Source organism: Streptomyces venezuelae (assembly GCF_008642295.1).
Taxonomy (GTDB): domain Bacteria; phylum Actinomycetota; class Actinomycetes; order Streptomycetales; family Streptomycetaceae; genus Streptomyces; species Streptomyces venezuelae_C.
In genome coordinates, this window is sequence record NZ_CP029190.1 from 471,219 (window position 1) to 493,789 (window position 22,571).

The 22,571-nt window shown below is 73.6% G+C and carries 20 protein-coding genes; 7 read left to right on the forward strand and 13 right to left on the reverse strand.

The genetic code is table 11. The features are described from left to right. The first annotated feature begins 391 nt into the window (after nt 1–391). Nucleotides 392–1,081, forward strand: a complete 690-nt coding sequence (locus DEJ50_RS02225; protein ID WP_150205724.1) for a GNAT family N-acetyltransferase — start codon at nt 392–394, stop codon at nt 1,079–1,081. A 33-nt stretch (nt 1,082–1,114) separates the two neighbouring features. Here DEJ50_RS02225 and DEJ50_RS02230 read toward each other — a convergent pair whose 3' ends face one another. Further along, nucleotides 1,115–2,125 carry a TolB family protein gene (locus tag DEJ50_RS02230; protein WP_150205725.1) on the reverse strand — a complete coding sequence of 337 codons (1,011 nt, stop codon included), beginning with the start codon at nt 2,123–2,125 and terminating at the stop codon, nt 1,115–1,117. A 177-nt stretch (nt 2,126–2,302) separates the two neighbouring features. On the opposite strand from DEJ50_RS02230, the gene DEJ50_RS02235 reads away from it, so the two are divergent. Then, nucleotides 2,303–3,439 (forward strand): alpha/beta hydrolase, encoded by a 1,137-nt coding sequence (locus DEJ50_RS02235; RefSeq protein WP_150205726.1) that lies wholly within the window; start codon nt 2,303–2,305, stop codon nt 3,437–3,439. On the opposite strand, the gene DEJ50_RS02240 is transcribed toward DEJ50_RS02235, so the two are convergent. After that, a complete protein-coding gene (locus tag DEJ50_RS02240; protein WP_150205727.1) occupies nt 3,411–4,919 on the reverse strand; it encodes a carboxylesterase/lipase family protein in 1,509 nt (502 codons plus the stop codon). The two genes, DEJ50_RS02235 and DEJ50_RS02240, sit on opposite strands and share 29 nt — an antisense overlap. 203 nt (nt 4,920–5,122) lie before the next feature. Here DEJ50_RS02240 and DEJ50_RS02245 point away from each other — a divergent pair, with 203 nt between their 5' ends. After that, nucleotides 5,123–5,407 (forward strand): chaplin, encoded by a 285-nt coding sequence (locus DEJ50_RS02245; RefSeq protein WP_150205728.1) that lies wholly within the window; start codon nt 5,123–5,125, stop codon nt 5,405–5,407. A gap of 104 nt (nt 5,408–5,511) precedes the next feature. Here the strand turns inward: DEJ50_RS02245 and DEJ50_RS02250 are convergent, their stop codons facing one another. The 5 genes from DEJ50_RS02250 to DEJ50_RS02270 all read right to left on the reverse strand — a co-directional run bounded on the left by DEJ50_RS02250 (nt 5,512) and on the right by DEJ50_RS02270 (nt 10,211). After that, nucleotides 5,512–6,378: a tyrosinase family protein gene (locus DEJ50_RS02250; protein ID WP_150205729.1), complete on the reverse strand. Its 867-nt coding sequence runs from the start codon at nt 6,376–6,378 to the stop codon at nt 5,512–5,514. 14 nt (nt 6,379–6,392) lie between these two features. Next, nucleotides 6,393–6,785 carry a tyrosinase family oxidase copper chaperone gene (locus DEJ50_RS02255; protein ID WP_150205730.1) on the reverse strand — a complete coding sequence of 131 codons (393 nt, stop codon included), beginning with the start codon at nt 6,783–6,785 and terminating at the stop codon, nt 6,393–6,395. Nucleotides 6,786–6,880: 95 nt separating this feature from the next. After that, complete coding sequence (locus DEJ50_RS02260; protein ID WP_150205731.1) at nt 6,881–8,008, reverse strand: acyl-CoA dehydrogenase family protein; 1,128 nt, start codon at nt 8,006–8,008, stop codon at nt 6,881–6,883. Further along, nucleotides 8,005–9,216: an acyl-CoA dehydrogenase family protein gene (locus tag DEJ50_RS02265; protein ID WP_150205732.1), complete on the reverse strand. Its 1,212-nt coding sequence runs from the start codon at nt 9,214–9,216 to the stop codon at nt 8,005–8,007. Before DEJ50_RS02265 ends, DEJ50_RS02260 begins: the two co-directional genes overlap by 4 nt. Then, nucleotides 9,213–10,211, reverse strand: a complete 999-nt coding sequence (locus DEJ50_RS02270; protein ID WP_150205733.1) for an NADPH:quinone oxidoreductase family protein — start codon at nt 10,209–10,211, stop codon at nt 9,213–9,215. Before DEJ50_RS02270 ends, DEJ50_RS02265 begins: the two co-directional genes overlap by 4 nt. Before the next feature lie 332 nt (nt 10,212–10,543). Here DEJ50_RS02270 and DEJ50_RS02275 point away from each other — a divergent pair, with 332 nt between their 5' ends. Beyond that, nucleotides 10,544–11,674 carry a hypothetical protein gene (locus DEJ50_RS02275; protein WP_150205734.1) on the forward strand — a complete coding sequence of 377 codons (1,131 nt, stop codon included), beginning with the start codon at nt 10,544–10,546 and terminating at the stop codon, nt 11,672–11,674. Between the two features lie 122 nt (nt 11,675–11,796). Continuing rightward, the gene (locus DEJ50_RS02280; RefSeq protein ID WP_150205735.1) at nt 11,797–12,705 is read left to right on the forward strand and encodes an SDR family oxidoreductase; all 909 of its coding nucleotides are present in this window, start codon (nt 11,797–11,799) and stop codon (nt 12,703–12,705) included. A 48-nt stretch (nt 12,706–12,753) separates the two neighbouring features. On the opposite strand, the gene DEJ50_RS02285 is transcribed toward DEJ50_RS02280, so the two are convergent. The 3 genes from DEJ50_RS02285 to DEJ50_RS02295 form a co-directional block, all read right to left on the reverse strand. Beyond that, nucleotides 12,754–13,587: an enoyl-CoA hydratase/isomerase family protein gene (locus DEJ50_RS02285; RefSeq protein ID WP_150205736.1), complete on the reverse strand. Its 834-nt coding sequence runs from the start codon at nt 13,585–13,587 to the stop codon at nt 12,754–12,756. Between the two features lie 74 nt (nt 13,588–13,661). Further along, complete coding sequence (locus DEJ50_RS02290; protein ID WP_150205737.1) at nt 13,662–14,459, reverse strand: PIG-L deacetylase family protein; 798 nt, start codon at nt 14,457–14,459, stop codon at nt 13,662–13,664. 85 nt (nt 14,460–14,544) lie between these two features. Beyond that, a complete protein-coding gene (locus tag DEJ50_RS02295; RefSeq protein ID WP_223837541.1) occupies nt 14,545–15,873 on the reverse strand; it encodes an alpha/beta fold hydrolase in 1,329 nt (442 codons plus the stop codon). A 246-nt stretch (nt 15,874–16,119) separates the two neighbouring features. On the opposite strand from DEJ50_RS02295, the gene DEJ50_RS02300 reads away from it, so the two are divergent. Beyond that, nucleotides 16,120–17,049 carry a hypothetical protein gene (locus DEJ50_RS02300; protein WP_411757571.1) on the forward strand — a complete coding sequence of 310 codons (930 nt, stop codon included), beginning with the start codon at nt 16,120–16,122 and terminating at the stop codon, nt 17,047–17,049. Nucleotides 17,050–17,180: 131 nt separating this feature from the next. Here the strand turns inward: DEJ50_RS02300 and DEJ50_RS02305 are convergent, their stop codons facing one another. Together DEJ50_RS02305 and DEJ50_RS02310 are read right to left on the reverse strand one after the other, a co-directional pair. Further along, nucleotides 17,181–18,266, reverse strand: a complete 1,086-nt coding sequence (locus tag DEJ50_RS02305) for an S-(hydroxymethyl)mycothiol dehydrogenase (protein ID WP_150211832.1) — start codon at nt 18,264–18,266, stop codon at nt 17,181–17,183. A gap of 54 nt (nt 18,267–18,320) precedes the next feature. After that, nucleotides 18,321–19,286, reverse strand: coding sequence for a LysR substrate-binding domain-containing protein (locus tag DEJ50_RS02310; protein WP_150205739.1), 966 nt, complete (start codon nt 19,284–19,286; stop codon nt 18,321–18,323). A gap of 70 nt (nt 19,287–19,356) precedes the next feature. Here DEJ50_RS02310 and DEJ50_RS02315 point away from each other — a divergent pair, with 70 nt between their 5' ends. Then, complete coding sequence (locus DEJ50_RS02315; RefSeq protein ID WP_150205740.1) at nt 19,357–20,268, forward strand: dihydrodipicolinate synthase family protein; 912 nt, start codon at nt 19,357–19,359, stop codon at nt 20,266–20,268. A 9-nt stretch (nt 20,269–20,277) separates the two neighbouring features. Here DEJ50_RS02315 and helR read toward each other — a convergent pair whose 3' ends face one another. Then, the gene (gene helR, locus DEJ50_RS02320) at nt 20,278–22,443 is read right to left on the reverse strand and encodes an RNA polymerase recycling motor ATPase HelR (RefSeq protein ID WP_150205741.1); all 2,166 of its coding nucleotides are present in this window, start codon (nt 22,441–22,443) and stop codon (nt 20,278–20,280) included. Between the last annotated feature and the right edge of the window lie 128 nt (nt 22,444–22,571).

The window sequence follows — 22,571 nt, forward strand, 5'->3', positions numbered from 1 at the left end:
GCGGTCCGGGAGGGCCCCGGGATCGGGGGCGGAACCGGCGGACGGCGGCTTTCCGGGTAGCACCGCCCTCCGCCCGCAGCCCCGCAGGTCAGGGGGCCGCCACCGGCTGTCCGGAGGCCGTCGGTGCCGCCGTCTGGGCGTGCCACGACGTGCGATGGAACGGGCGTCCGGGAACCATCAGTACGGGCAGCCCAACCCCCCGAATCAGGCCCGTCTCAAAACTGTGTCGTGCCGTTCTCGGCAAGGGGGTTCATGTGATCACGGTAAGGAGCTACATTGAGCCACTCGCGTTCACCTGACCGCCTGTTCCCTTTCATCCGTGTTTTGCCCGGGGACCGCTGTCCGGAGCGCACACTGTGCAACCACCCACCCGCCTAGAAGGACCGGCGCCGTGCCCGTACCCGTACTCCTCGCCGGCCGCACCGTGCGGCTCGAGCCCCTCGCCCCCCACCACACCGAGGCCCTGGCCGTGGCCGGGGCCGAGAATCGTACGACTTACGCCTTCACCCCCGTGCCCCACGGCGTGCAGGCGTCCCACGAGTACATTCACCGTGCCCTCGCCGATCAGGCGGCGGGGCGCTCGCTCCCCTTCGCCGTGGTGAGGGCCAAGGACGGGCGAGTGGTCGGGTCGACCCGGTTCCTGGAACTCGACTACTGGCAGGGTCCGCTGGTGTGGCCCGCCGTTCCCGGCGTCCCCTACGGGGATCCGGTGACCGCGGTCCCCGATGCCGCCGAGATCGGGAACACCTGGCTGTCGCCGAGTGCCCAGGGAACCGGCATCAACACCGAGGCCAAGCTGCTCATGCTCCGCCACGCCTTCGAGACCTGGGGGGTCCGGCGCATCTCGCTGCGCGCGGACGCCCGGAACACCCGCTCCCGGGCCGCCATGGAACGGCTCGGCTTCACCTCCGAAGGGGTCCGCCGGGCCCATTCGCGGGGGCTGGACGGCGCGGTGCGCAGTACGGCCTTCTACTCGGTCCTGGACGAGGAGTGGCCGGCCGTACGGTCGATCATCGAACTGCGGCTCGCCGCCCGGGCCCCGGCCCGTCGGCGCCGCCGCAAGACGCTCGTTCCGGCGTAACGGTCCTGCGCCCGTGGCTCCCGCCCTTCCCGGTCAGCGCGGACCGAGGAGGGCGGGGGCCAGGGCCGAGGACATCAGCCGGCGGGGGGTGCCGCTCCCGTCGGCCGGTACGGCGTACAGATCGGCGCCGAAATCCCCGGGCAGCGAATAGACCACCGTGTTCGCGTCCGTCCACACCACCTGGTCGTCCACGCTCCGCTGCTCGCCGAGCGGGGTCTCCCGGCCGGAGGCCAGGTCCAGGGCGTACAGCCGCCACGGCGCCTCGGCCGGCTGCCCGGCCACCCGCTTCTTGAAGACGATCCGGGTGCCGTCGGGTGACAGGGAGGGGCATTCCACGTTCTCGCGGACCGTCCGGACGGTCCGCTCGGCCAGGTCGCCGCGGACCAGGTGGGTCTTGCCGCCGGTGGACAGGGTCGCGTAGAAGGTCCGCTCGTCGGCGGCGAAGGTGACCCCCCAGAAGTTCACGTCGGCGGCCCGGTGCACCCGGCCGTCCTTGTGGATCGTGAACTCCTCCAGGGAGGCCTCCAGCCGGCCGGTGCGCAGGTCGAGCACCGAGGTGCGGGTGGAGAAGTTCGTCCCGGCGTACGAGTCACCGCCGACGAACACCGTCCAGGCGGCCAGCCGCCCCCCGGGCGAGATCCGGGCCCGGGTGGGTATGCCGGGGGCCGGATGCGCCGCGATCTCCTTCAGGGAGGCGTCGAGCACCGCCGCCCGGCCGCCGGACTGGAGGCAGATCCCGGTGCCTGCGGCGGCGTGGAAGCGCAGGCAGTTCACCCCCGAGGCGGTCCGCGGGCCGTCCGGGCGGGCGGCCGGGACCGTGGCGAGCTCGTCCCGGTGCGGGCCCCAGGCCATGTTCCGGAAGGCGATGCGCTGCTCGCCGCCGGGGGCGAGGGACAGCGGGCCCCGGGTGACCGCGGGTCCGTCGTCCCGGGCCCGGTTCTTCTCCTCGGCCCGTTCGGCGGCCCGGAGCACGGCGATCCCGGCCACTGCCGCGAGCAGGGCGATGGCTGCCAACAGGACGAGCAACCGGCTGCGTGTCGTCATGGCGGGCAAGGTATGCCCTCGGTCATCCCAAGAGAAGGAAAAGGACGGAACCCGGCTGCTCCGATCGGCATCCTCGATCGGGAAGCACTTCCTGCACAGCCGCGTGCAGCCACGTGCAGCCACATGCAACCCCGTACAGCCACGCACCGCCACGTACAGCCGGAGACCACAGCGCAGATGTCGTACCCCCACCAGCAGTCCGAGCAGCCCGACCGGCCCGAGCAGGCCCCTTGGTCCGAACCGCCGGAGGGGCGCCGCCGCCCGTCGCGAGCCCGCCGCTGGGTGGTGGCCGGTGTCTCGCTCGCCGTGCTCGGGCTCGGGGCCGCCGCCGTGATGACCCACTTCGAGATACCCCCGTTCACGGACAAGGGTGACCCGGTCTCCTTCGGGCAGGCCCCGGGCGGCGGCAAGGCGGGCGCTGCCGGCCAGGCCGCGGACTCCAAGGTGCTGATGCCGACCGGGCCGGCGGCCTCCTTCAAGAACACGATGACCCTGGACGACGGCACCCATGTGGCCGTCACCGAGCTGGACGGCAAGAAGTCGGGCTTCAAGGGCAAGGTGTGGGTGTGGGCGCCCAAGGAGTACGGCGACCCGAAGTACGCGAACAGCGGCTTCCCGGTGATGATCGCCCTGCCGGGCGGTGCCGGGTACCCGAAGAACTACTGGATGGGCACCGACCTCGGGCTGCAGAAGAGCATCAGCCAGTGGTACCGGGAGGGCAAGGGCAAACCGTTCCTGCTGGCCATGCCCGTGCTGAATCCCGGCCCCGACGACAAGGGCATCTACTGGGACGGCTCCGACATCCCCGGCCAGCCCAAGATGGGCAGCTGGCTGACCGAGGACGTCCCGGACCTCATGAAGGCCAACTTCCGCACCATCAGGTCGCGGGACGGCTGGGCCTTCATGGGCTCCTCCACCGGTGGGTTCGCCGGCCTGAAGGCCGTGCTGAAGCACCCTGACCGGTTCAAGGCCGTCATAGCCTCCGGCCCGGACATCGTCCCGGACTCCCCGCTGTGGAAGGGCCACGAGAAGGAGAAGGCCGAGAACAACCCGGAGGTGCTGGCGCAGCAGCTGATCCGGAGCAAGGGGCCGGACGTCTACCTCGCCTTCCAGGTCGGCACCGACGAGAGCAACAAGAAGACCCTGCCGGACGTGCAGAGGTTCATCGCCACCTACGGCAAGGGGCCCATCCACACCGACCTGAACGTGATCCAGGGCGGCAGGCACAACGCGAAGACCTATGTGCCGGCGATGGGGCAGCAGGCGATCGAGTTCATCAGCAAGGTCATGGAAGGACCCGTTCCGGCTTCGTAGCCCCGCCCGGACCGTCCTGCCAGTCCTGCCCGTACTCCGCCACCGGCCCGCCGAACACCTTCGGCGGGCCGGAGCCGTCCCAGGGGGCCCAGCCCGGGTCCCCGGTGACGGCGAAGGACACCCAGGCCGAGTGCATGGCGTCGGCGAGCGCCTGGGGGGTCTCGGAACCGGCCAGCCAGGCCGCCTCGGGCACCGCGAGGGTGTCGAAGACAAAGCCCAGTTCCAGGGCGTGGCAGCAGCCCATGCCGGGAACCCCGGAGGGCCAGGCGAACTCGTACACATGGCCCGGGGCCGTACGCCGGGCGTCCGCGAGCCGCCGCAGCGGGTCCCGCAGCAGCCGGTCGGTGATCAGCTGCCCGGCGATCTCCCCGGGGCCGGCCGCCGGGTACATCGTGCGCAGCGCCCGTACGGCGGCCCGGTCCTTCCCCGTGCGCAGCCGGGCCAGCGCCGGGGCGAGCGGGCCGAGCCGGTCCAGGACCCGCAGGGTGCCGGTGGGCGCCAGCCAGAGCCGGTACTCCTCGGTGGTCCAGCCCAGCAGTAGCGGGATCCGGTCCGAGAGCCGGTCCGGGCCGCTGGCGGTGAGGGCCTCGAGCGGGTCCGAGGGAACCGAGCCGGGGTCGGTCACCAGGCCGAAGGCGGGTCCGCCGAACAGCAGGCCGGATCGTTTCAGCACGGCCGCCTGGGCGGTCAGCAGCACGGACCGGTCGACGGCTGTGAAGGCCGCGGCGGTGGCGGGCACCTTCAGCAGCGAGGCCATCCGGCGGACCATGGTCCGCACCCGGTCGCGCGGCAGCACCTCGGGGGCCCCGCTCTGCATCACGGCCCGGGCGAAGAGACCGGCGGCGCGCGGGGCGGCCAGCAGCGCCCCGACGCTGATGGCTCCGGCCGACTCGCCGAAGACGGTGACCCGGTCCGGGTCGCCGCCGAAGGCCTCGATGTTGTCCCGGACCCATTCCAGGGCGGCGATCTGGTCCAGCAGGCCGCGGTTGGGCGGGGCGTCCGGGAACAGCCCGTAGCCGAGGACGCCGAGCCGGTAATTGAGCGAGACCAGCACCACGCCGTCCCGGGCGAAGGAGGCCCCGTCGTAGACGGGGACGGCGGCGGAGCCACGGGTGAGCGATCCGCCGTGGATCCAGACCATGACCGGCAGCCGGGCCGACCGGGCGGGGTCGGGGGTCCACACATTGAGGTTCAGACAGTCGTCACCAGGCACCTCGGGGTCGGGGAGCAGCCGGTCGAACGGCGGCGGATTGGGCACCTTGGGCGCGGTCGGGCCGAACTCGGTCGTCCGGCGTACGCCGTCCCAGGCCGCCGGGGGTCGGGGCGCGGCGAACCGCAGTGCGCCGACGGGAGGGGCGGCGTACGGGATGCCGCGGAAGACGGCGACCCGCCGCCCGGTCCGGGCCTCGGCCTCGAACCGCCCGCCGACCGTGCCGTACCGGGTGACCACCGTGACCAGGGACCCGTCCGCCTGTTCCATCGCCTTCTCCTGCCGTCTCGTGTGTCTCCGGTGCCGGAACATGCCGGAAGTCCATCCTGCGGGGCCGGTGGGGCGGGCGCACCTGCGGGGCCGGTTTCACCGGGTAGGCCGAGGGGCCGTGACCCCTGGGCGGCAGCGGCGTTGTATGCCATGTCAAATGCCGCAGTCCTTGCGGCAGCCCCACATCTCACAAGGAGATCTTGATGTCGCGTATTGCGAAGGCAGCTGCTCTCACCGCTGCCGCCGGCTCCGTTCTGGCCGCCGGTGCCGGCGTGGCCGTCGCCGATGCCGGAGCGCACGGTGCGGCGGTGGGCTCCCCCGGTGTCCTGTCGGGCAACCTGGTCCAGGTTCCGGTCCACGTGCCGGTGAACGTCTGCGGCAACACGGTGAACGTGATCGCGCTGCTGAACCCCGCGTTCGGCAACACCTGCGTGAACGCGTCCGGCTCGGAGAAGGACCACCACACCTCCGGCGGCTACGGCCACTGAGCCAGACCACCCAGGAGGGCCCCCGCCGAGTCCGGCGGGGGCCCTTCCCCTTGTGCGCCTTGTGCCGTGCGCCGTGTGCGCGGCCCTTGGGCGCGGTGCGCCGGCTAGGTCTCGTAGCGGTAGATGCCCTGGTGGCCGAGGAGCTCGCTGGGCGGGACGTTCCAGGGCGGCATGGGCTCGTTCAGCGCGATCACCCGGCCGTACTGGAGGTCGTACCGCTCCAGCGGGGCGGCGGGCAGGTAGCCGGAGCGGGGGTGCTTCTTCTGCCAGCGGTCCCAGACCAGGTCCACAAAGGCGTGGTGCAGCCAGAACACCGGATCGTTGGGGGCGGTGCCGCCGGTCATATGGCCGCCGACCCACTGGTGGACCTTGTTGTGGTTGCGCCAGCGCTCGCTCCGAGGGGCGGCCCAGCCCTCGAGCTTGTTGCGGAAGCCGCCCTCGGAGGCCGTGGAGTCCCACGGGTCGGTGTCGTACACCGGATCGTCGATCGCCCATTGGAGTTCGGCCGCGGTGGGCAGGGTGATCGGGTTCTGGGGGCGGCCGAGGTTGCGGGTCAGGAAGCGGCCCTCGGTGATGCCCACCGTGATCGGCCAGTTGCCCTTGGCGTGGGCGAACGGGCCGGTGGTCACCTGCCGGTCGGAGGCCCGGCCGGTACCGCCCATGAAGTCCTCGGCCCACAGGGAGGACGCCGGGCTGCGGTCGGCGGTCCAGTCCCAGTAGGGGATGGCGAGGCCCGGGTCGAGCTCGCGCAGCTTCTTCTCGAAATCGAGGAGGTAGCGGCGGTGCCAGGGGAAGAAGGACGGGGACATGTGCCCGACCCGGAGCCGGCGCTCGCGGTCCGGAACGAACCAGCGGTCGTGCGTACGGACGAACTGGTCGTAGGTGCCGTTGCGCTTGAGCTCCAGGAGCGCGGCGACGAACCTCTTCTTCTGGGCACTGGTGAGGTTCTTCTGGTTCTGCCGGGTGTACACGCGGGCTCCTCCGTTCAGCCTTGGTGGGACACGGCGGCTGCCAGCCGGGCCGTGCCGAGTTCGTCGACGGCCGCGCGGGCGAGCTCCAGGGGCGTGGCGAAGGACTCGAAGTGGTTGACCCCGCTGAGGTAGCTGCCGTCGGCGCGGCGCATCACATGCAGCGGCCGGCCGTCGATCCGCACGCCGGCCGCGTCCACGGCGATGTGCCGGCCCCGGTAGGTCTCCTCCAGGACCGGTACGGGCTCCCGGCCGGGGGCCGTGGCGGGCCGCTGCCGCCGGGCCCGGAGCAGCGGTCCGAGGGCGGCGGCGGTCCCGGCGAGCACGGCCGCGGTGAACGCCGTGCGCAGCATCGTGCGGCGGGTGAGGAGGCCGGATCCGGGTGCGGGTCCGGTTGCCGTCGGGTTCATACCGGAACTAACGCGGGGCGGGGGTCGAGGTCACCTCTTCGGTGTGCTTGGAGAAGAGGGTGGTGGGGTGGAGGTGGCCGGCCGCCGCCGGCGGGTCAGGGGGACGGGAGGTCCGCCAGGGCCGCGAGGCGGGTGCGGTGGTGGGCGGCGGTGCCGAGGGCCAGGGAGTCGGCCTTGGCGCGCTTCAGGTACAGGTGCGCCGGGTGCTCCCAGGTCATCCCGATGCCGCCGTGCAGTTGTACGCATTCCTCGGCCGCCCGGACCGCGACTCCGGAGCAGTAGGCCTGTGCCACCGAGACCACCAGCTCCGTATCGGCCGCTCCGGTCGCCAGCGCGTCGGCGGCGGCCCGGGCGGCTGCCCGGGCGGAGGCCACGTCCAGCCACAGCTGGGCGAGCCGGTGCTTGAGGGCCTGGAAGGAGCCCACCGGGCGGTTGAACTGGTGCCGGGTGCGGAGGTGGCCGACGGTTTCGGTGAGGCACCAGTCGGCCAGTCCGAGTTGTTCGGAGGCGAGCAGCCCGGCCCCGGCGAGCAGACCACGGCGGACCGCGTGCCGGGCGGTGGCCGGGTCGGCGAGCAGGGTACCCGCGCCCGGGTGCGGGGTGACGGTGGCGAGCGGGCGGGTCAGGTCCAGCGGAGTCCGGTCGGCGCGGGTGGCCTCGGCGGCGGGGACCGCGTACAGGCCGGAGTCGGCGAGCACCAGGAAGGTGTGCGCGGCGGCTGCGTCCGCAACGGCGGCGACGGGGGCGGTGGGCGGCCCGGCGGGCAGCGGACCGCCGGGGCCGAGGGTGAGCGGCAGGGCGGGCACGCAGACGGTCCGGCCCGCGGCCAGCTCGCCGAGCAGGGCGGTGGCTCCGGGCGACGCGGGGGCGCAGGCCAGCAGGATCTCGGTGGCCACGACCGCACTGGTCAGGTAGGGGGCCGGGGTCACGGACCGGCCCAGTTCCTCCAGGACCACGGCGGCCTCGCGGTGGCTCGCACCCTGGCCGCCGAGTTTCTCGGGGACGAGCAGCCCGGCCGCGCCGATGCCGGTGGCGAGGGTGTTCCACAGCTCGGGGTCGTAGGGGCGGTCCTGTTCGAGGCGGGCCAGGACGGCGGCCGGGGAGCTGCGGTCGGCCAGCAGGGACCGTACGGCGGCGCGGAGTTCGTCCTCGGTGTCGGAGTAGAGGAGATCCGCGGGCGCGGCGGATGCGGCGGAAGCGGCGGATGCGGTGGATGCGGTCATCGGGCGAGGTCCTTCCAGGGGAGGTCCTTGTCGTCACGGGGTTCGGACGGCAGGCCGAGGACCCGCTCGGCGACGATGTTGAGGAGGACCTCGCTGGTGCCTCCTTCGATGGAATTGCCCTTCGCCCGCAGGTAGCGGTAGCCGGCGTCGCGGCCGGTGAAGTCGACCAGTTCGGGCCGGCGCATCGTCCAGTCCCCGTACAACAGGCCTTCCTCCGCGAGGAGTTCGACTTCCAGGCCGCTGATCTCCTGGTTGAGGCGGGCGAAGGTGAGCTTCATGCCAGAGCCCTCGGGGCCGGGCCGGCCGGCCGCGAGCTGCTGGCGCAGCCGCTCGGCGGCGAGCCGGGCGACCTCGGCCTCGGTCCAGAGGGTGAGCAGCCGGTCGTGCAGGGCGTGGGTGCGGAGTTCGGGACGGGCCCGCCAGGCGGCGGCGACCGGGGCGATCATGCCGCCTTCGCGCGGGATCCGCATGCCGCCGATGGAGACGCGTTCGTTCATCAGGGTGGTGCGGGCGACCTCCCAGCCCTGGCCGACGGCACCGAGCCGGTGGCTGTCGGGGATGCGGACGCCGGTGAGGAAGACCTCGTTGAACTCGGCCTCGCCGGTGATCTGGCGGAGCGGGCGGACCTCCACGCCGGGGTCGGTCATATCGCAGAGGAAGTACGTGATGCCCTGGTGTTTGGGCAGGTCGGGGTCGGTGCGGGCGATGAGGATGGCCCATCGGGCGGTGTGTGCGCTGGAGGTCCACACCTTCTGGCCGTCCACCACCCAGGTGTCCCCGTCGCGTACCGCGCGGGTGCCGAGGGCGGCGAGGTCGGAGCCGGCTCCGGGTTCACTGAAGAGCTGGCACCAGACCTCCTCGCCCACCCACAGGGGGCGCAGGAAGCGCTGCTTCTGTTCTTCGGTGCCGTAGGCGAGGATTGTCGGGGCTGCCATGCCGAGGCCGATGCCGATCCGGCGCGGGTCGTTGTCGGGGGCGCCGGCGGCTTCGAGTTCGGCGTCGACGACGGCCTGGAGGGTACGGGAGGCGGCCAGTCCGCCGAGGCCTTCGGGGTAGTGGACCCAGGCGAGTCCGGCGTCGAACCGGGCCCGCAGGAAGGTGGCGCGGTCGGTGTCGGCGGGCGGGTGAGCGGCGAGGAACTCCCGGGTGCGGGCGGTCAGTTCGGCCGCGGTGGGAGACGTGGGAGGCGTGGGAGGCGTGGCGCTCATCGGGCGGCTCCTGGGGCTGCTGTTGCCGCCGCTGCCGCTCCGGACGGCAGGACGACCAGCCGGCCGGTGGTGCTGCCGTCCGCGAGGCGCTGGACTGCGTCGGCGGCTCCGGCCAGTGGAACGCGTTCGCTGATCAGGGGTTTGATGGCCCCTTCGGCCGCGAGCCGGGTCAGTTCGGTGTGGCAGGCGCGGACGGATCCGGGGTCCTTGGCGGCGTACAGGCCCCAGTGGAGGCCCAGCAGCGAGTAGTTCTTGACCAGGGCGTGGCTGAGGGCGGGGGCGGTGATGGCGCCGCCGGCGAAGCCGACGATGACGATCCGGCCTTCGAAGGCCACGCATTTGGCGGAGGCGGTGTGGGCGTCGCCGCCGACCGGGTCGTAGACCACGTCGGCGCCGCGCCCGCCGGTGAACTCCTTGACCCGTGCGGCGATGTCCTCGCCGGTGCGGTCGATGACCAGGTCGCAGCCGAGTTCTTCGGCGGTGCGGACCTTGTCCTTGCCGCCGGCCACGCCGATGACGGTGGCCCCGGCGGCCTTGCCGAGCTGGACGGCGGCGCTGCCGACGCCGCCGGCCGCGGCGTGGACGAGGAGGGTTTCGCCGGGTTGCAGGGCGGCCCGGCGGTGCAGGCCGAACCACCCGGTCTGATAGCCGATGTGGAGGGCGGCGGCCTCGGCGTCGTCGAGGGAGTCGGGGGCGGGGAGCAGGGCGGCCTCGGGGGCGGTGACGTACTCGGCGAAGCCTCCGTGGGGGAGGCTGGGATTGGCGATGACCCGGCGGCCGTCCTCGGTCTCACCGCAGATCTCCACGCCGGGGGTGAAGGGCAGCGACGGGCGGATCTGGTACTGGCCGCGGCAGAGCAGGGCATCGGGGAAGTTGATGTTGGCCGCGCGCACCCTGAGCCTCACCTCGCCCTCGCGGGGCTCGGGCTCCGGGACCTCCTCGAGCCGCATGACCTCGCGGGGCTCGCCGTGGGTGTGTACTCGCCATGCCTGCATCCGGGGCCTCCAGCCGCCGTCGAGGGATCACGCTCCGCGGGCATACTAAGCGGTCGCTTGCGTCGTTGGGAACAGTACGGGGCGCGGGCCGTCCCCGGCGGGCCGGCCACGTTCCGGCCCGGTGATCGCGCAGCCTAGCCGGGTGCTGCCGGGGCGGCCCCTCACCGGCCGGGCCGGGCGCTGCCCCGGGGCGGCACAGCACCGCGTACCGCCCGGAATCGGTCCGTCTGGAGCCGGATCCGGGCAATCCGTAGCGGTATGCGCCATTCCGGGTCCATGCCCGCCGATCACCGGGCAACATGATCTTCCGCACACCTGAACGAGGGGGAGAGATGAGGAAATCCATGGCGGCCGGCGCCGCCGCGGTCGCGCTGGCCGCACTGATCGGCACGACCGGTCCGGCATCCGCGGCGGGCCCGGTCTCCGGGTCCGGCACGACGGCCGGCGCCTGCAAGCCCGGCCTGTCGGTCCTGGGAGCGCTGCCGGGCCCGGAGGCCGGGTGGCTCAAGGAGGGCGTCCGCGCCCTGGGCAAGGGCAACCTGTCGGTGGGCTCGTCCCGGGCCAAGGCCGTGTACTGGACCGGCACCACGGTGCGGCGGGTGCCGGTGCCCGACGCCCAGGCGAGCGGCGAGCTGCTCGCGGTGAACGCGAACGGCCTGATGGCGGGCCGCTACACGCCCACCGGCTCCTCCGTTCCGGTGGCCTTCACCTACCGGGCGGGCGATGCCGCGGTGACCCCGCTGCCCGCCGGGACGAACGGCTCGGTGGGCCTGGACCTGAACGACTCCGGCCGCGTGGTGGCCGCCGGCTCCGGCCTGCAGAGCCTCCTGGTCGTCGCGAACGGCACGGTGGAGCGGACGCTGACCTTCCCGGAGGGAATCGGAGCGGACGCCCGGGTGGAGCACCTCGGTGGCATCAACGCCCGCGGTGACGTGGTGGCCACCGTGAACTGGCCGGAACCGGACACCGGCGGCCGGGTCGAGCACTCCGTACCCGTGCTGTGGCCCGGCGACGGCGGGCCGGCCCGGCTCCTGACCGCCACCGGCAACACCAGCTGGGTGGCGGATATCGCGGCGGACGGCACGGTCGTCGGCAGCGACTGGTTCGGGTTCGGCTACGAGTGGCGCCCGCGGGTGTGGGCCGCGGCGGACGGCGGCGTCGGATCCTCGCCGGCCCCGTTGAGCACCCACTCGTCCACCAGCCTGGACGGGATCAGCCCGACCACGGGCGTGGTCGCCGGGACGGCCCGGGTACACATCGACGACCTGCAGCTGACCGAGCAGGCGGTGCTCTGGCCGGGGTCCGGCCCGGTACTGGCCCTGCCCCGGCTGGCGGCCGGCAAGGCCTCCGAAGGGGTGGCGGTATCGGACGACGACCGGGTCGGCGGCAGCGCGGTCAACGCCAACGGCAAAACCCGGGCGGTCATCTGGAAGTGCGCCTCCGCGCAGGCCTACACGCCGTAGCCGGGCGGAACTCCGGCACCCACGTGCCGGGCGGCCCGGGACCGGGGCCGGAGGCCGGCGCCCCGGGCGCCGGAGGTTCGTGGGTCTGGTGATCTGCGGCTGGGTGCGCTACGGATGCCCGCATGACCGATACGTCCTCGACCCCGCCCCGGCCTCCCGGACTCCCCGGCCCGCCGCCGCTCGGGGCCGCCGCGCTGCCCGCCGGCACGTACGCCGGGCAGCTGGTGCTGGTCACCGGGGGTGGGAGCGGGCTGGGGAAGGCCATGGCCGCCGAGTTCGGGCGGCTGGGGGCGGATCTGGTGATCGCCGGCCGGCGGGCGGGGCAGCTGGAGGCGGCCCGGGCCGAGTTGGCTGCGGTACCCGGCGCGGGCCGGGTGTCGGTCGCCGTCTGTGACATCCGCGAACCGGAGCAGGTGGCGGCGGCGTTCGATGCCGCCGGCCGTCTTCCCGACGTCCTGGTGAACAATGCCGCCGCCAACTTCCCCAGCCCCGCCGAGGACCTCTCCCCCAACGCCTGGCGGGCGGTCGTGGACATCACCCTCACCGGCACCTGGTTCACCACCCGCGAGTTCGGCCGCCGCCACCTCGCCGCCGGTACGCCCGGCTCCATCATCAACGTCGGCGCCTCGTACGCCTGGACCGGCGGTCCGGGCTTCGCCCACAGCTCTGCCGCCAAGGCCGGGGTGAAGAACCTCGTGGAGACCCTCGCCGTGGAGTGGGGGCCGTACGGGATCCAGGTCAACGGGCTGGTGCCGGGGCTGGTCCCGCACGAGGACATGACCGCCGACATCCGGGACGGACTCGACCGCGCAGCGGCGGCCCCCGGCGCCCGGGACGCGCGGCAGCCGGCGCTGCGGGTCGGCCTGCCTCGCGAACTGGGCTGGGCCGCCACCTTCCTGGCCTCCCCGTACGCCCGCTTCATCACGGGCCACACCCTGGTGGTGGACGGAGCGAACTGGCAGCGCCGGTCCCTGGTGAACCCCGAGGTGGTCACGGTCCGCGAGCAGCTCGGGCGGGGCCCGTTCCGATGACCGGCGCCCGCCGCCCGCCGCCCGCCGTCAGACGTCAGTTCTCGGACGTCAGCCGCCCGTGAAGTGCGGGGGGCGGCGGGCCGCCTTGGCCGTGTAGCCCTCGCGGCAGTCCTCCGAGGTGAGGGTGAGGGCGGCGGTCATCGCGACCCGGTCCAGGGCCGCGGGCAGCGCGGCATCCGCGTACGCGTCCACCGCCCGCTTGATCCCCTGTACCGCGAGCGGCGCATTGCCCGCGATCTCGGCCGCCAGGGCCTCGGCCGCGCCGTCCAGCTCGGGACGCGGTACCACCAGTTGGACCAGGTTGAGCCGCTCGGCCGTGCCCGCGTCGATCCGGCGGCCGGTCAGCGCCAGCAGTTTGGCCCAGCCGGCCCCGGCCTCGCGGGCGATGCGGAGATCGCCGCCCGCGTCCACCGCGACGCCCAGCCCGGCCTCGGGGAGGGCGAACACCGCGTCCTCGGCGGCGATCCGGATGTCGGCCATCAGGGCCAGTTCGAAGCCGAAGCCCAGGCAGTACCCCTGAACCGCCGCGATCACCGGCTGCGGGAGCCGGGCCAGCACGGTGAAGCGCTCGTGCACCCAGCGGATGCCCTCGTAGTAGTTCCGGGTACGGGCGGCGGGCGTGTCCCCGGTGATGGCGCCGCCGGGGGCGGTCACATCGATGCCCGCGCAGAAGGCGCGGCCCTCGGCACGCAGCAGCACCACCCGGACCGCCTCGTCGAACCGGATGCGGTCGGCGAGCAGTCCCAGCTGCCGGGTCGACTCCCAGCTCCAGCCGTTGAGCCGGTCCGGGCGGCAGAGGGTGAGGACCGCGCATCCGTCCGCGATGTCGAGACGGATGCGCTCCTCGCCCTCGGCGATCTCCGTGGACAGCGTGTCGATCACCGGGCGCCCCTCCCCGCAACAACATCTGACGCAACGTCATACGCATCGGATGCGTCAGATTATGCCGGGTCCGGTCAGCGGGGGAAGACCTCGAACGGCACGGCGGGCCGGCCGCCGAAGCGGGCCGAGGCCTGCTGTGCATTGCCGGTGAGGAAGGTCCGGCAGTACGTCTCCGGGTCCTCCTCCGTGAGCACCTCGATATACGCCTTGTGCTCCATCAGGGACCGTACCGAACGCTCCAGCCCCGGGCCGGCGTCCGCCGCGTGCGTCGGCGTGCTCGATCCGGCCACCGCCACCCACCGCACCCCGTTCCAGGGCTCCAGGCCCTGCTCGGCGATGAGTTCGGGGAAGATCCAGCGGTTGCCCGCGTCGGCCGCCGCGTCCAGGGTGGCCCGGCCGACCGCCCGGTGGTCCGGGGTGTTCCAGTAGCCGCCCGGCCCGGGCCCCCAAACTTCCCGGTGGTTGAGGGTGATGACCAGCTCGGGCCGGTGCCGCCGGATGGCTGCCGCGATGTCCCGGCGCAGGTCCAGTCCGTACTCGATGATGCCGTCCCGGTGGTCCAGGAACTCCACTGCGGACACGCCGACCACGGCGGCGCTGGCCCGCTGCTCGGCCTCGCGCAGCGGTGCGCACTCCTCGGGGGCGATGGTGTCGATGCCGGCCTCGCCCCGGGTGGCCAGCAGGTAGACCACCTCCCGGCCGCCGTCCGTCCAGTCCGCGATGGCCGCGGCGCAGCCGTACTCGAGGTCGTCGGGGTGGGCGACGACGGCGAGGGCGCGCTGCCAGTCCGTGGGCATGGGGGCGAGCTGCTCCGGGCCCTGCTCCGGGCCCTGGTTCCGGCGGCCCTCTTCCTGATCCGTGTGCTCCGTCATGATCCGCAGAATAGGCGACCCGGCCCGGCGCGGACCGGCGCGACGGCAGCCGCCGGCCGGAGTCCGTCAGGTCCGCCGGGCCGGCTCAGGCCTCGTCGCGGACCAGGGCCAGCAGGCGGTCCAGGACGCGGGGGCCGCCGGCCCGGACACCGTCGTGTTCGAACTCGTCGGTGACCCAGGTGCGCAGGCCGCGGATGGCCCGCGCGGTCTCCAGGGAGTGGGCCGTGTCCACGTACATGTCGTCGTGGTAGACGGCTGCGGCCACCGGCACCTCGTTGGCCGCGAGCCGGGCCGGGTCGTAGAGGGGGGTCCAGCCGGTGCGGGCGGCGAGGAGTTCGGCGGTCTCGCGGAGCGGTTCGAGCGCCGGGTCGGTGGTGAAGTGCCAGGGGTGGATGGTCTCCCCGGTGAAGAGGAGCGGCTCGTCCCCGGCCAGGGCGGCGGTCGGGTCGAAGCGGGGGTGCCGGGCTCGGATCCGTTCGGCGGCCCAGCCGGTGGGGGCGGCCGGGTCCTGGGCGTAGATGGACTCGTGGAGCAGGGCGTAGAGGGGGTGCCCGGCGAAGGACAGCTGGCCGCGTACGCCCTCCAGGAAGGCGTCGGAGAGGGCCGGGCCGGCCGGAGTGGCGACGAAGGCGTTTTCCATCAGGTAGTGCAGCTGGTGGCTGCCGTCGCCGGTGCCGAGGAGCATGCCGAGGGACTGGAAGGCCTCGGCGGTGAGGCGGTGGCCGCCGGGGATGACGGCGGGCCGCTCGGCGAGGTGCGCGGCGATCCGGCGGGCGCGTTCCACGTCCATCGGGTAGCGGGCGTAGTGGGCCTGGTTCTTGCGCTCGATCCGGGGGAAGGCGGCGGCGTACACCTGGTCGGCGGTGGCCGTCAGGCCGGGCAGGCCGCCGGTGATCAGGGCGGTGGCCAGGCCTTCGGGAGCGGTGGAGAGGTAGCGGGTGGTGCAGAACCCGCCGAAGCTCTGGCCGAGCACGGTCCAGGGGGCGCCGCCGGTCAGGGCGGGCCGGATGGCCTCGCAGTCGCGGACGATGGAGTCGGCGCGGAAGTGGGCCAGGTACTCGGCCTGTTGGGCGGGGGTGCCGCGGAGCGGCAGGGTCTGCCGGTTGGCGGGGGTGGACCGGCCGGTGCCGCGCTGGTCCAGGAGAAGCACCCGGTACTCGGTCAGGGCCCGCTCCAGCCAGGCCTGCCGGCCGGTGAACCGGCGGGCGCCGAAGCCGGGGCCGCCCTCGAGATAGAGCAGCCAGGGCAGCCCCTCCGGGTCCTTGCCGGCCGCGACCACTTCACGGGCGTACAACTCGATACGGTCGCCACTGCCGGGGCGATCGTGATCGAGCGGCACCTCGAAGTGGTGGTCGGTGAGGACCACTCCGGGCTGGCGGTAGCGAGCGGCGGCAGGGCGGTGGCTGCTGGTCACGGGTGGTCCAGGTGTGCGGCGGTACGGGCGGTGCGGCGAGTCTAGTACGGGGCCGGGGCCCGCAAAATCCGGTGGGTCCTTCGCCGTGGGCGAGGCACAATTCCCGGGGAATCGGGGCGAGGGGGAGCTTGTTTGGACGTGTTCGCGTGTGCCGGGTGCGGCACGGAGCTGACGGCGCCGGTGTCCCGGGTGGCCCTCCCGGTCCACACCCATCACGGGGGCTGGGAAGAACTCCATCCTCCGCTGATGGAGCCCGCGACGTACGCCGTCGACCCCCGACCCACCGGACCGCCGTGGCGGTCGTGGGAGGAGGTCGGAGAGGACGCGGCTGCCCGGCAGGGCGTGTACGCGCCGGGGCGCTCCGTCTCTTTCGGAGCGCGGAACAGGATCGTCATCGCCCCCGGCGACTCCCGGTCCATGGCCCTGATACCCGAGAAATGCGAGGGCTACTGCCAGGGTGTGGACGGCCGGGCCGGCCCCAACCTGGCGTGCGAGGGGTGCGGGCGGGCCGTGGCGACCCGCATGGACGACTGCGGACTGTGGCAGACGGTATGGCTGGAGCCCGACGCGGTCGTACGCCGCCCCTCGGGGCTCCCCGCCGGTCTGCCTCCCGACTGGGACGACCTGGAGCGCGCCGAGCACCGCGTCCCACCCGTCGGGCCCGACGGGGCGTGGAGCCGTCGCTGGGAGGCGGCGGTCGGGGTCGCGCTGGCCCACCTCGTGGCGGCCACAGGGGACCGCCCCGTGACCCTCCCTGCCGGCCCCGTCACCGAGCTGCTCAGCCACGCCGTCGGGCGGTACCTGCCGACCGGGCCTGATGCCCGTACCGTGGGGCTGGCCGGCCCGGGAATCCGCACGCCCCGGCCCCGTCCCGACGTCCTCCTCGTCCCCCGCCACCCCCTCACAGGCACGCCCTGGCGCCCACCCGACGACGACGCGGCCGTGGTGCCGCTGGACAGCGGGGTCTGGGCGTACCTCGCCCACCATGGCGAGACCTCACCGATGCCCGCGACCGGGGTGCTTCCCGACGGAGTCCTGCGCGACGACTATCCCCTGCCGCCGCGCCCCTGGTGCCCGCTGACGCCCCACCACCACGCCTTCGAGGACACCCTGGTCGGGCTGCCCGCCATACGCGCCCCCCGGCTGCGCCGATATCACGACGCGTACCGATCATGAACGTCTGACTGAGGGAACATCGCGCTGATCCGAGGCGCCGGAAGGCCGCCGCTGCGCCGGGCCGCCGCGCGGGGTGCACCGCGCAGCGGGCCGGCGACGTCAGGCAGGCCGACGACGTCAGGCCGGTCGGGTCAGAACTGGACCACCGAGCGGAGGACTTCGCCGCGCTCCATTCGGGCGAAGGCCTCTTCCACCTCATCGAGGGCGATGGTTTCCGAGACGAACGCGTCCAGGTCCAGGCGGCCCTGCAGGTACAGGTCGATCAGCAGCGGGAAGTCGCGTTCCGGGAGGCAGTCTCCGTACCAGGAGGACTTCAGCGCGCCGCCCCGGCCGAACACGTCCAGCAGGGGCAGGTCCAGGCGCATGTCCGGGGTCGGGACGCCGACCAGGACCACCGTGCCCGCCAGGTCGCGGGCGTAGAAGGCCTGTTCGTAGGTGTCGGGGCGGCCGACCGCCTCGATGACCACGTCCGCGCCATGGCCGTCCGTCAGCGCGCGGATCGCCTTCACCACGTCCTCGCTGCGGGCGTTCACCGTGTGGGTGGCGCCCAGTCCGGTGGCCCAGCCCAGCTTGCGGTCGTCCAGGTCCACCGCGATGATCTTCGCCGCACCGGCCAGCCGGGCTCCGGCCACGGCCGCGTTGCCCACTCCCCCGCAGCCGATGACGGCCACCGTGTCGCCGCGCCCCACGTTCCCGGTGTTGAGGGCCGCGCCGAGGCCGGCCATCACCCCGCAGCCGAGCAGGCCGGCCGCGGCCGGCGAGGCGGCCGGGTCGACCTTGGTGCACTGGCCAGCCGCCACCAGGGTCTTCTCCGCGAAGGCGCCGATGCCCAGGGCGGGCGACAGCGGGGTGCCGTCCTCCAGGGTCATCGGCTGGGTGGCATTGTGGGTGGCGAAGCAGTACCAGGGCCGGCCGCGCCGGCACGCCCTGCACGTGCCGCACACCGCACGCCAGTTGAGGATCACGAAATCGCCGGGGGCGACGGAGGTGACGTCCGGGCCCACCGACTCGACCACCCCGGCCGCCTCGTGGCCGAGCAGGAACGGGAACTCGTCGTTGATCCCGCCCTCCCGGTAGTGCAGGTCGGTGTGGCAGACCCCGCAGGCCTTGACCTGTACCAGGGCCTCACCGGGGCCCGGGTCCGGGACCAGGATGGTGGTGGTCTCCACCGGTGCGCCCTTGCTCCGCGCGATGACTCCCCGGACCCGGTGCGTCACGTCGTTCCCCACGTCGTTCCCCGCTCTGCTCGTTCCTTGCCGGACCGTCGAACGTTACTCCGGCGGGAGTTCGGGCGGTACGGCTCCGCGCAGGGCCGCGCCGAAGGCGGCCACGGCCGGGTGGCCGGCAGCCCCGCTGCGGAACGCGATCCGGGTACGCCGCTGGAGGCGCAGCCGGGTGAGCCGGACGGCCGGGTCCGCCGGGCGGGCGATGCCCAGCTGCGGCACGAGCGCGACGCCCTGGCCGGCCGCCACCAGGGCGAGGACGGTGGCGAACTCGTCGGCCTGGTGGCGGACCCGCGGGGTGAAGCCGGCCGCCTGGCAGGCCCGTACGGTCATCGCCCGGCACAGCGTCCCCGGGGTGGCGGTGATCCACGGGGCGTCTTCCCCGCGGCGGAGCACCTCCGCGTCCCGCTCCTCCTCCTCCGGTGCACCGGGTCCGCCGGCCGGGTCCGCCGGTTCCGCCCGGTCTGCGGGTTCCGCCCGGTCCGCCGGTTCGGCCAGGTACATGGCCTCGGCGTACAGCGGTTCGGTGGCGAGGCCGGGCTCCGCTGAGGCGGGGACGAAGTCGTAGACGTGGACCAGGGCCACGTCCAGGTCACCGGCCCGCAGGGCGTGGGCGACGGCCGCCGGGTCGGTCTCGGAGACCATCGGCTCCAGGCCCGGATGACGGCGGGCCAGCGAGACCAGCGCGGCCGGGACGATGGCCCGGGTGGCGGTCGGGAACGCACCGATCCGCAGGACGCCCGCCAGGCCGACCCGTGCCTCGGCCAGCTCGGCCTCGGCCTGTTCGAGGCGTTCGAGCACGGCTTCGGCGTGGCGCACCAGGTTCTCGCCGGCCGGGGTGAGCCGGACCCGGCGGCCGGTCCGCTCCAGCAGGGCCAGACCGGCCTCCCGTTCGAGCACTCCCAGTTGCTGGGAGACGGCCGAAGGGCTGAAGGCGAGGGCCTCGGCGACGGCGGCGATGGTGCCGCGGCGGGCGAGTTCGCGCAGCAGGCGCAGGCGTCGTACGTCGAGCATCGGCCCAGCTTACGTTTGGCGTAAGAAATGCGAACTGGATTTGACGGTCAGTGCGGGCGAGGCTCGGTCCATGGCACAGGACACCGCCCTGCGGGGCATTCACGTACCGCTCGTCACCCCCTTCGATGGCACGGGCGCGGTCGCCGCCGAGGCCCTCGAACAGCTCGCCCGGGACGTACTCGACGCCGGCGCCGCCGGGATCGTCGCGCTCGGGACCACCGCGGAGGCGGCGGCGCTCGACCCGGCCGAGCGTGACCTCGTCACGGAGGTGTGCGCGCGGGTCTGCGGGGAACGCGGCGCATGGCTGACCGTCGGCGCCGGGAGCAACGACACCCGGGCGGGCGAGGCGGCACTGGCCCGGCTCGGCGGGCGGCCGGAGGTGCGGGCGGCGCTGGTGACGGTGCCCTCGTTCATCCGGCCCTCGCCGGCCGGCGTGCTGGCCCACTTCGAGCGGCTGGCATCGGCGAGCCCCGTGCCGCTGATCGTCTATCACATCCCCTACCGCACCGGTCTGGAACTGGACGCGGCCACCCTGCGGGCACTGGGCACGCTGCCGGGGATCGCCGGGATCAAGTACGCGGGCGGCGGTATCGGCCCGGAGACGGTGGCCCTGCTCGGGGACCTGCCGGACGGGTTCACGGTGCTGGCCGGCGATGACGCGTACCTGGTGCCGCTGCTGGCCATGGGGGCTTCGGGCGGCATCCTCGCCTCGGCCCATCTGGCGACCGGGCGGTTCGTGGAGCTGGCCGCCGCCTGGGAGGCGGGCGAGGTGGCGCGGGCCCGGGAGCTGGGGCATGCGCTGGCCCGGCTGTCGGCGGCGTCGTTCGCCGAGCCGAACCCGGCCGTGGTGAAGGGGGTGCTGCACGCGCAGGGCCGGATCCCCACGCCCGATGTGCGGCTGCCGCTGCTGCCCGCCGCGGCGGAGTCGGTGGCGGGGGCGCTGCGGCGACTCGCCGAGCTCGCCCCCGCCGGACGTCTCTGATTCCGGTCGTCAGGAGCTCGTGAGGATGACGAGCTGCCGGGTCGCGCGGGTCATCGCGACATAGCGGTCGACGGCTCCCTCCGTGCCCTCGCCGAACCTCTCGGGGTCGATGAGGACGACCAGGTCGAACTCGAGGCCCTTCGACAGTGTCGGTGTCAGCGACCGCACGCGGGACGACGCCGCCCGGAACGTACCGTCGCCGGTGTCACCGGTGGCGATGACGCAGGCGGTTCCTTCGGCGTGCGCAGCCAGCCAGGTATCGAGGATCGCGTCCAGGTCCGCCACGGCTCCGTGGACGACGGGAATGCCGCTGCTGCGGATGGAGGACGGCACATTGGCGTCCGGGAGCGCGGCCCGGATGGCCGGCTCGGCCACCTCCATGACCTCTGCCGGCGTACGGTAGTTGACGGTCAGGGAGGCCACGGTGATCCGGTCGAGCCCGGCCCGCTCCAGGCGCTCCTGCCAGGACTCCGTGAACCCGTGCCGGGCCTGGGCGCGGTCGCCGACGATGGTGAAGCTCCGGGACGGGCAGCGGAGCAGCAGCATCTGCCACTCGGCGTCGGTCAGTTCCTGGGCCTCGTCGACGATGATGTGTGCGAACGGGCCGGCGAGCAGGTCCGGTTCGGCACCGGGGAGCCCGCTCCCGTCGATCAGGGTGTCCTGCAGGTCCCGGCCGCGCAGCATCGTGACCGCGCCTTCACCGTCGTCGTCGGCCTCCAGCAGGCCGTCGATGACATCGGCCCTGCGCGCGCGTTCGGCGGCGACGGCGGCGTCGTGCCGGCGCTTGCGCACGGACGCCTCCGGGTCGCCGAGCCGCTGCCGGGCGGCGTCGAGGAGCGGCAGGTCGGACACCGTCCAGGCCTGGGCGTCCGGGCGCTGGAGGGCGCGGACCTCGTCGGGGGTGAGCCCGGGAGCGCACTTGCGCAGGTAGGCGGGTACCGACCAGAGGTCTCCGACGAGGTCGGTCGGCTCCAGCATCGGCCATGCCCGGTTGAGGGTCCCGATCAGGTCCCGGTCCTGCAGCAGCGACCGCCGGAGCAGGTGGGGCGGAGCGTCGCTGTCGTCCTTGTCCATCAGGATCGCAAGCAGCTCCTCCAGGATCTGGTCACGGGCCAGGTTGTGCGGAGTACCTGGTTCCACTGCGGCGAAGGCCGCCGCCCAGTCATCGGCGCCAAGCCAGATGTCGGACCAGTGGCTGGAGACCGTCATCCCCTCGGTGGGCGGCTCCTCGTAGATTCGGACGGCCGGTTCGATCGCCTTCACCAGGTCCGCGGAGGACTTCAGACGGGCCACCTCCGGATCGGTCTCGACCGTGGCTGCGGCTCCCTCGGCGACGAGGTCGCGCACGGTGCAGGTCTGTACGCCCTCCTCGCCGAGGCTGGGCAGGACATCGGCCACATAGGCCAGGTAGGGCCGGCTCGGACCGACGAAGAGCACGCCGCCCCGGCGGTGGCCGAGACGGGGATCCGAGTAGAGGAGGTGGGCGGCCCGGTGCAGGGCGACCACGGTCTTGCCCGTGCCCGGACCGCCGTCGACAACGAGGGCCCCGCGGGATCCCGCCCGGATGACGGCGTCCTGATCGGCCTGGATGGTGGCGAGTACATCGCGCATCCGAGCCGACCGGTTGCCGCCCAGACTGGCGATGAACGCGGACTGGTCGTCGAGTGCGGCGTGCCCCTCGAGCCCGTCGGCGGTGAACACCTCGTCCCAGTAGTCGCTGATCCGGCCGCCGGTCCAGCGGTAGCGGCGGCGGCTCGCCAGGCCCATCGGGCTTGCGTGGGTGGCCGCGAAGAACGGCTCGGCCGCGGCGGACCGCCAGTCGGTCAGCAGCCGCCGCCCCGTGCTGTCGGTCAGGCCGAGCCGTCCGATGTACACCGGCTCGGGGTCGTCGGTACGGACGAAGTGCCCCAGGCACAGGTCCAGGCCGAAGCGGCGCAGGGTGCGCAGTCGGCCGGTCAGGCGGTGGATCTCGGCGTCCCGGTCCATCGCCTGCCGGCCGAGGCCGCCGGGCGCCCTGCGCGCGGCCTCCAGGAGGTCGGACAGTTCGGTGGTCGCCTGTTCGAGGCTCTCCGAGATGGCTGCGAAATGCCGCTCGTCGGCGGCGGTCAGCGCCGGGTCGGCCTTGGAGGAAAGGTGCTCGGGAAGGTCGAACGCACTGGACAGCTCAACACGCAAGGTGTGAATCCCCCGTAATTTCTTGCCGGTTCTGGGTCAGGTCCGCGATTCTGCCCGGCGGACGGGGCCTTGCCGCAAGCCCCCCAGTGCGCTATAAGTTGAGAGTGGCAAGGAGTGGGATTCCCTCC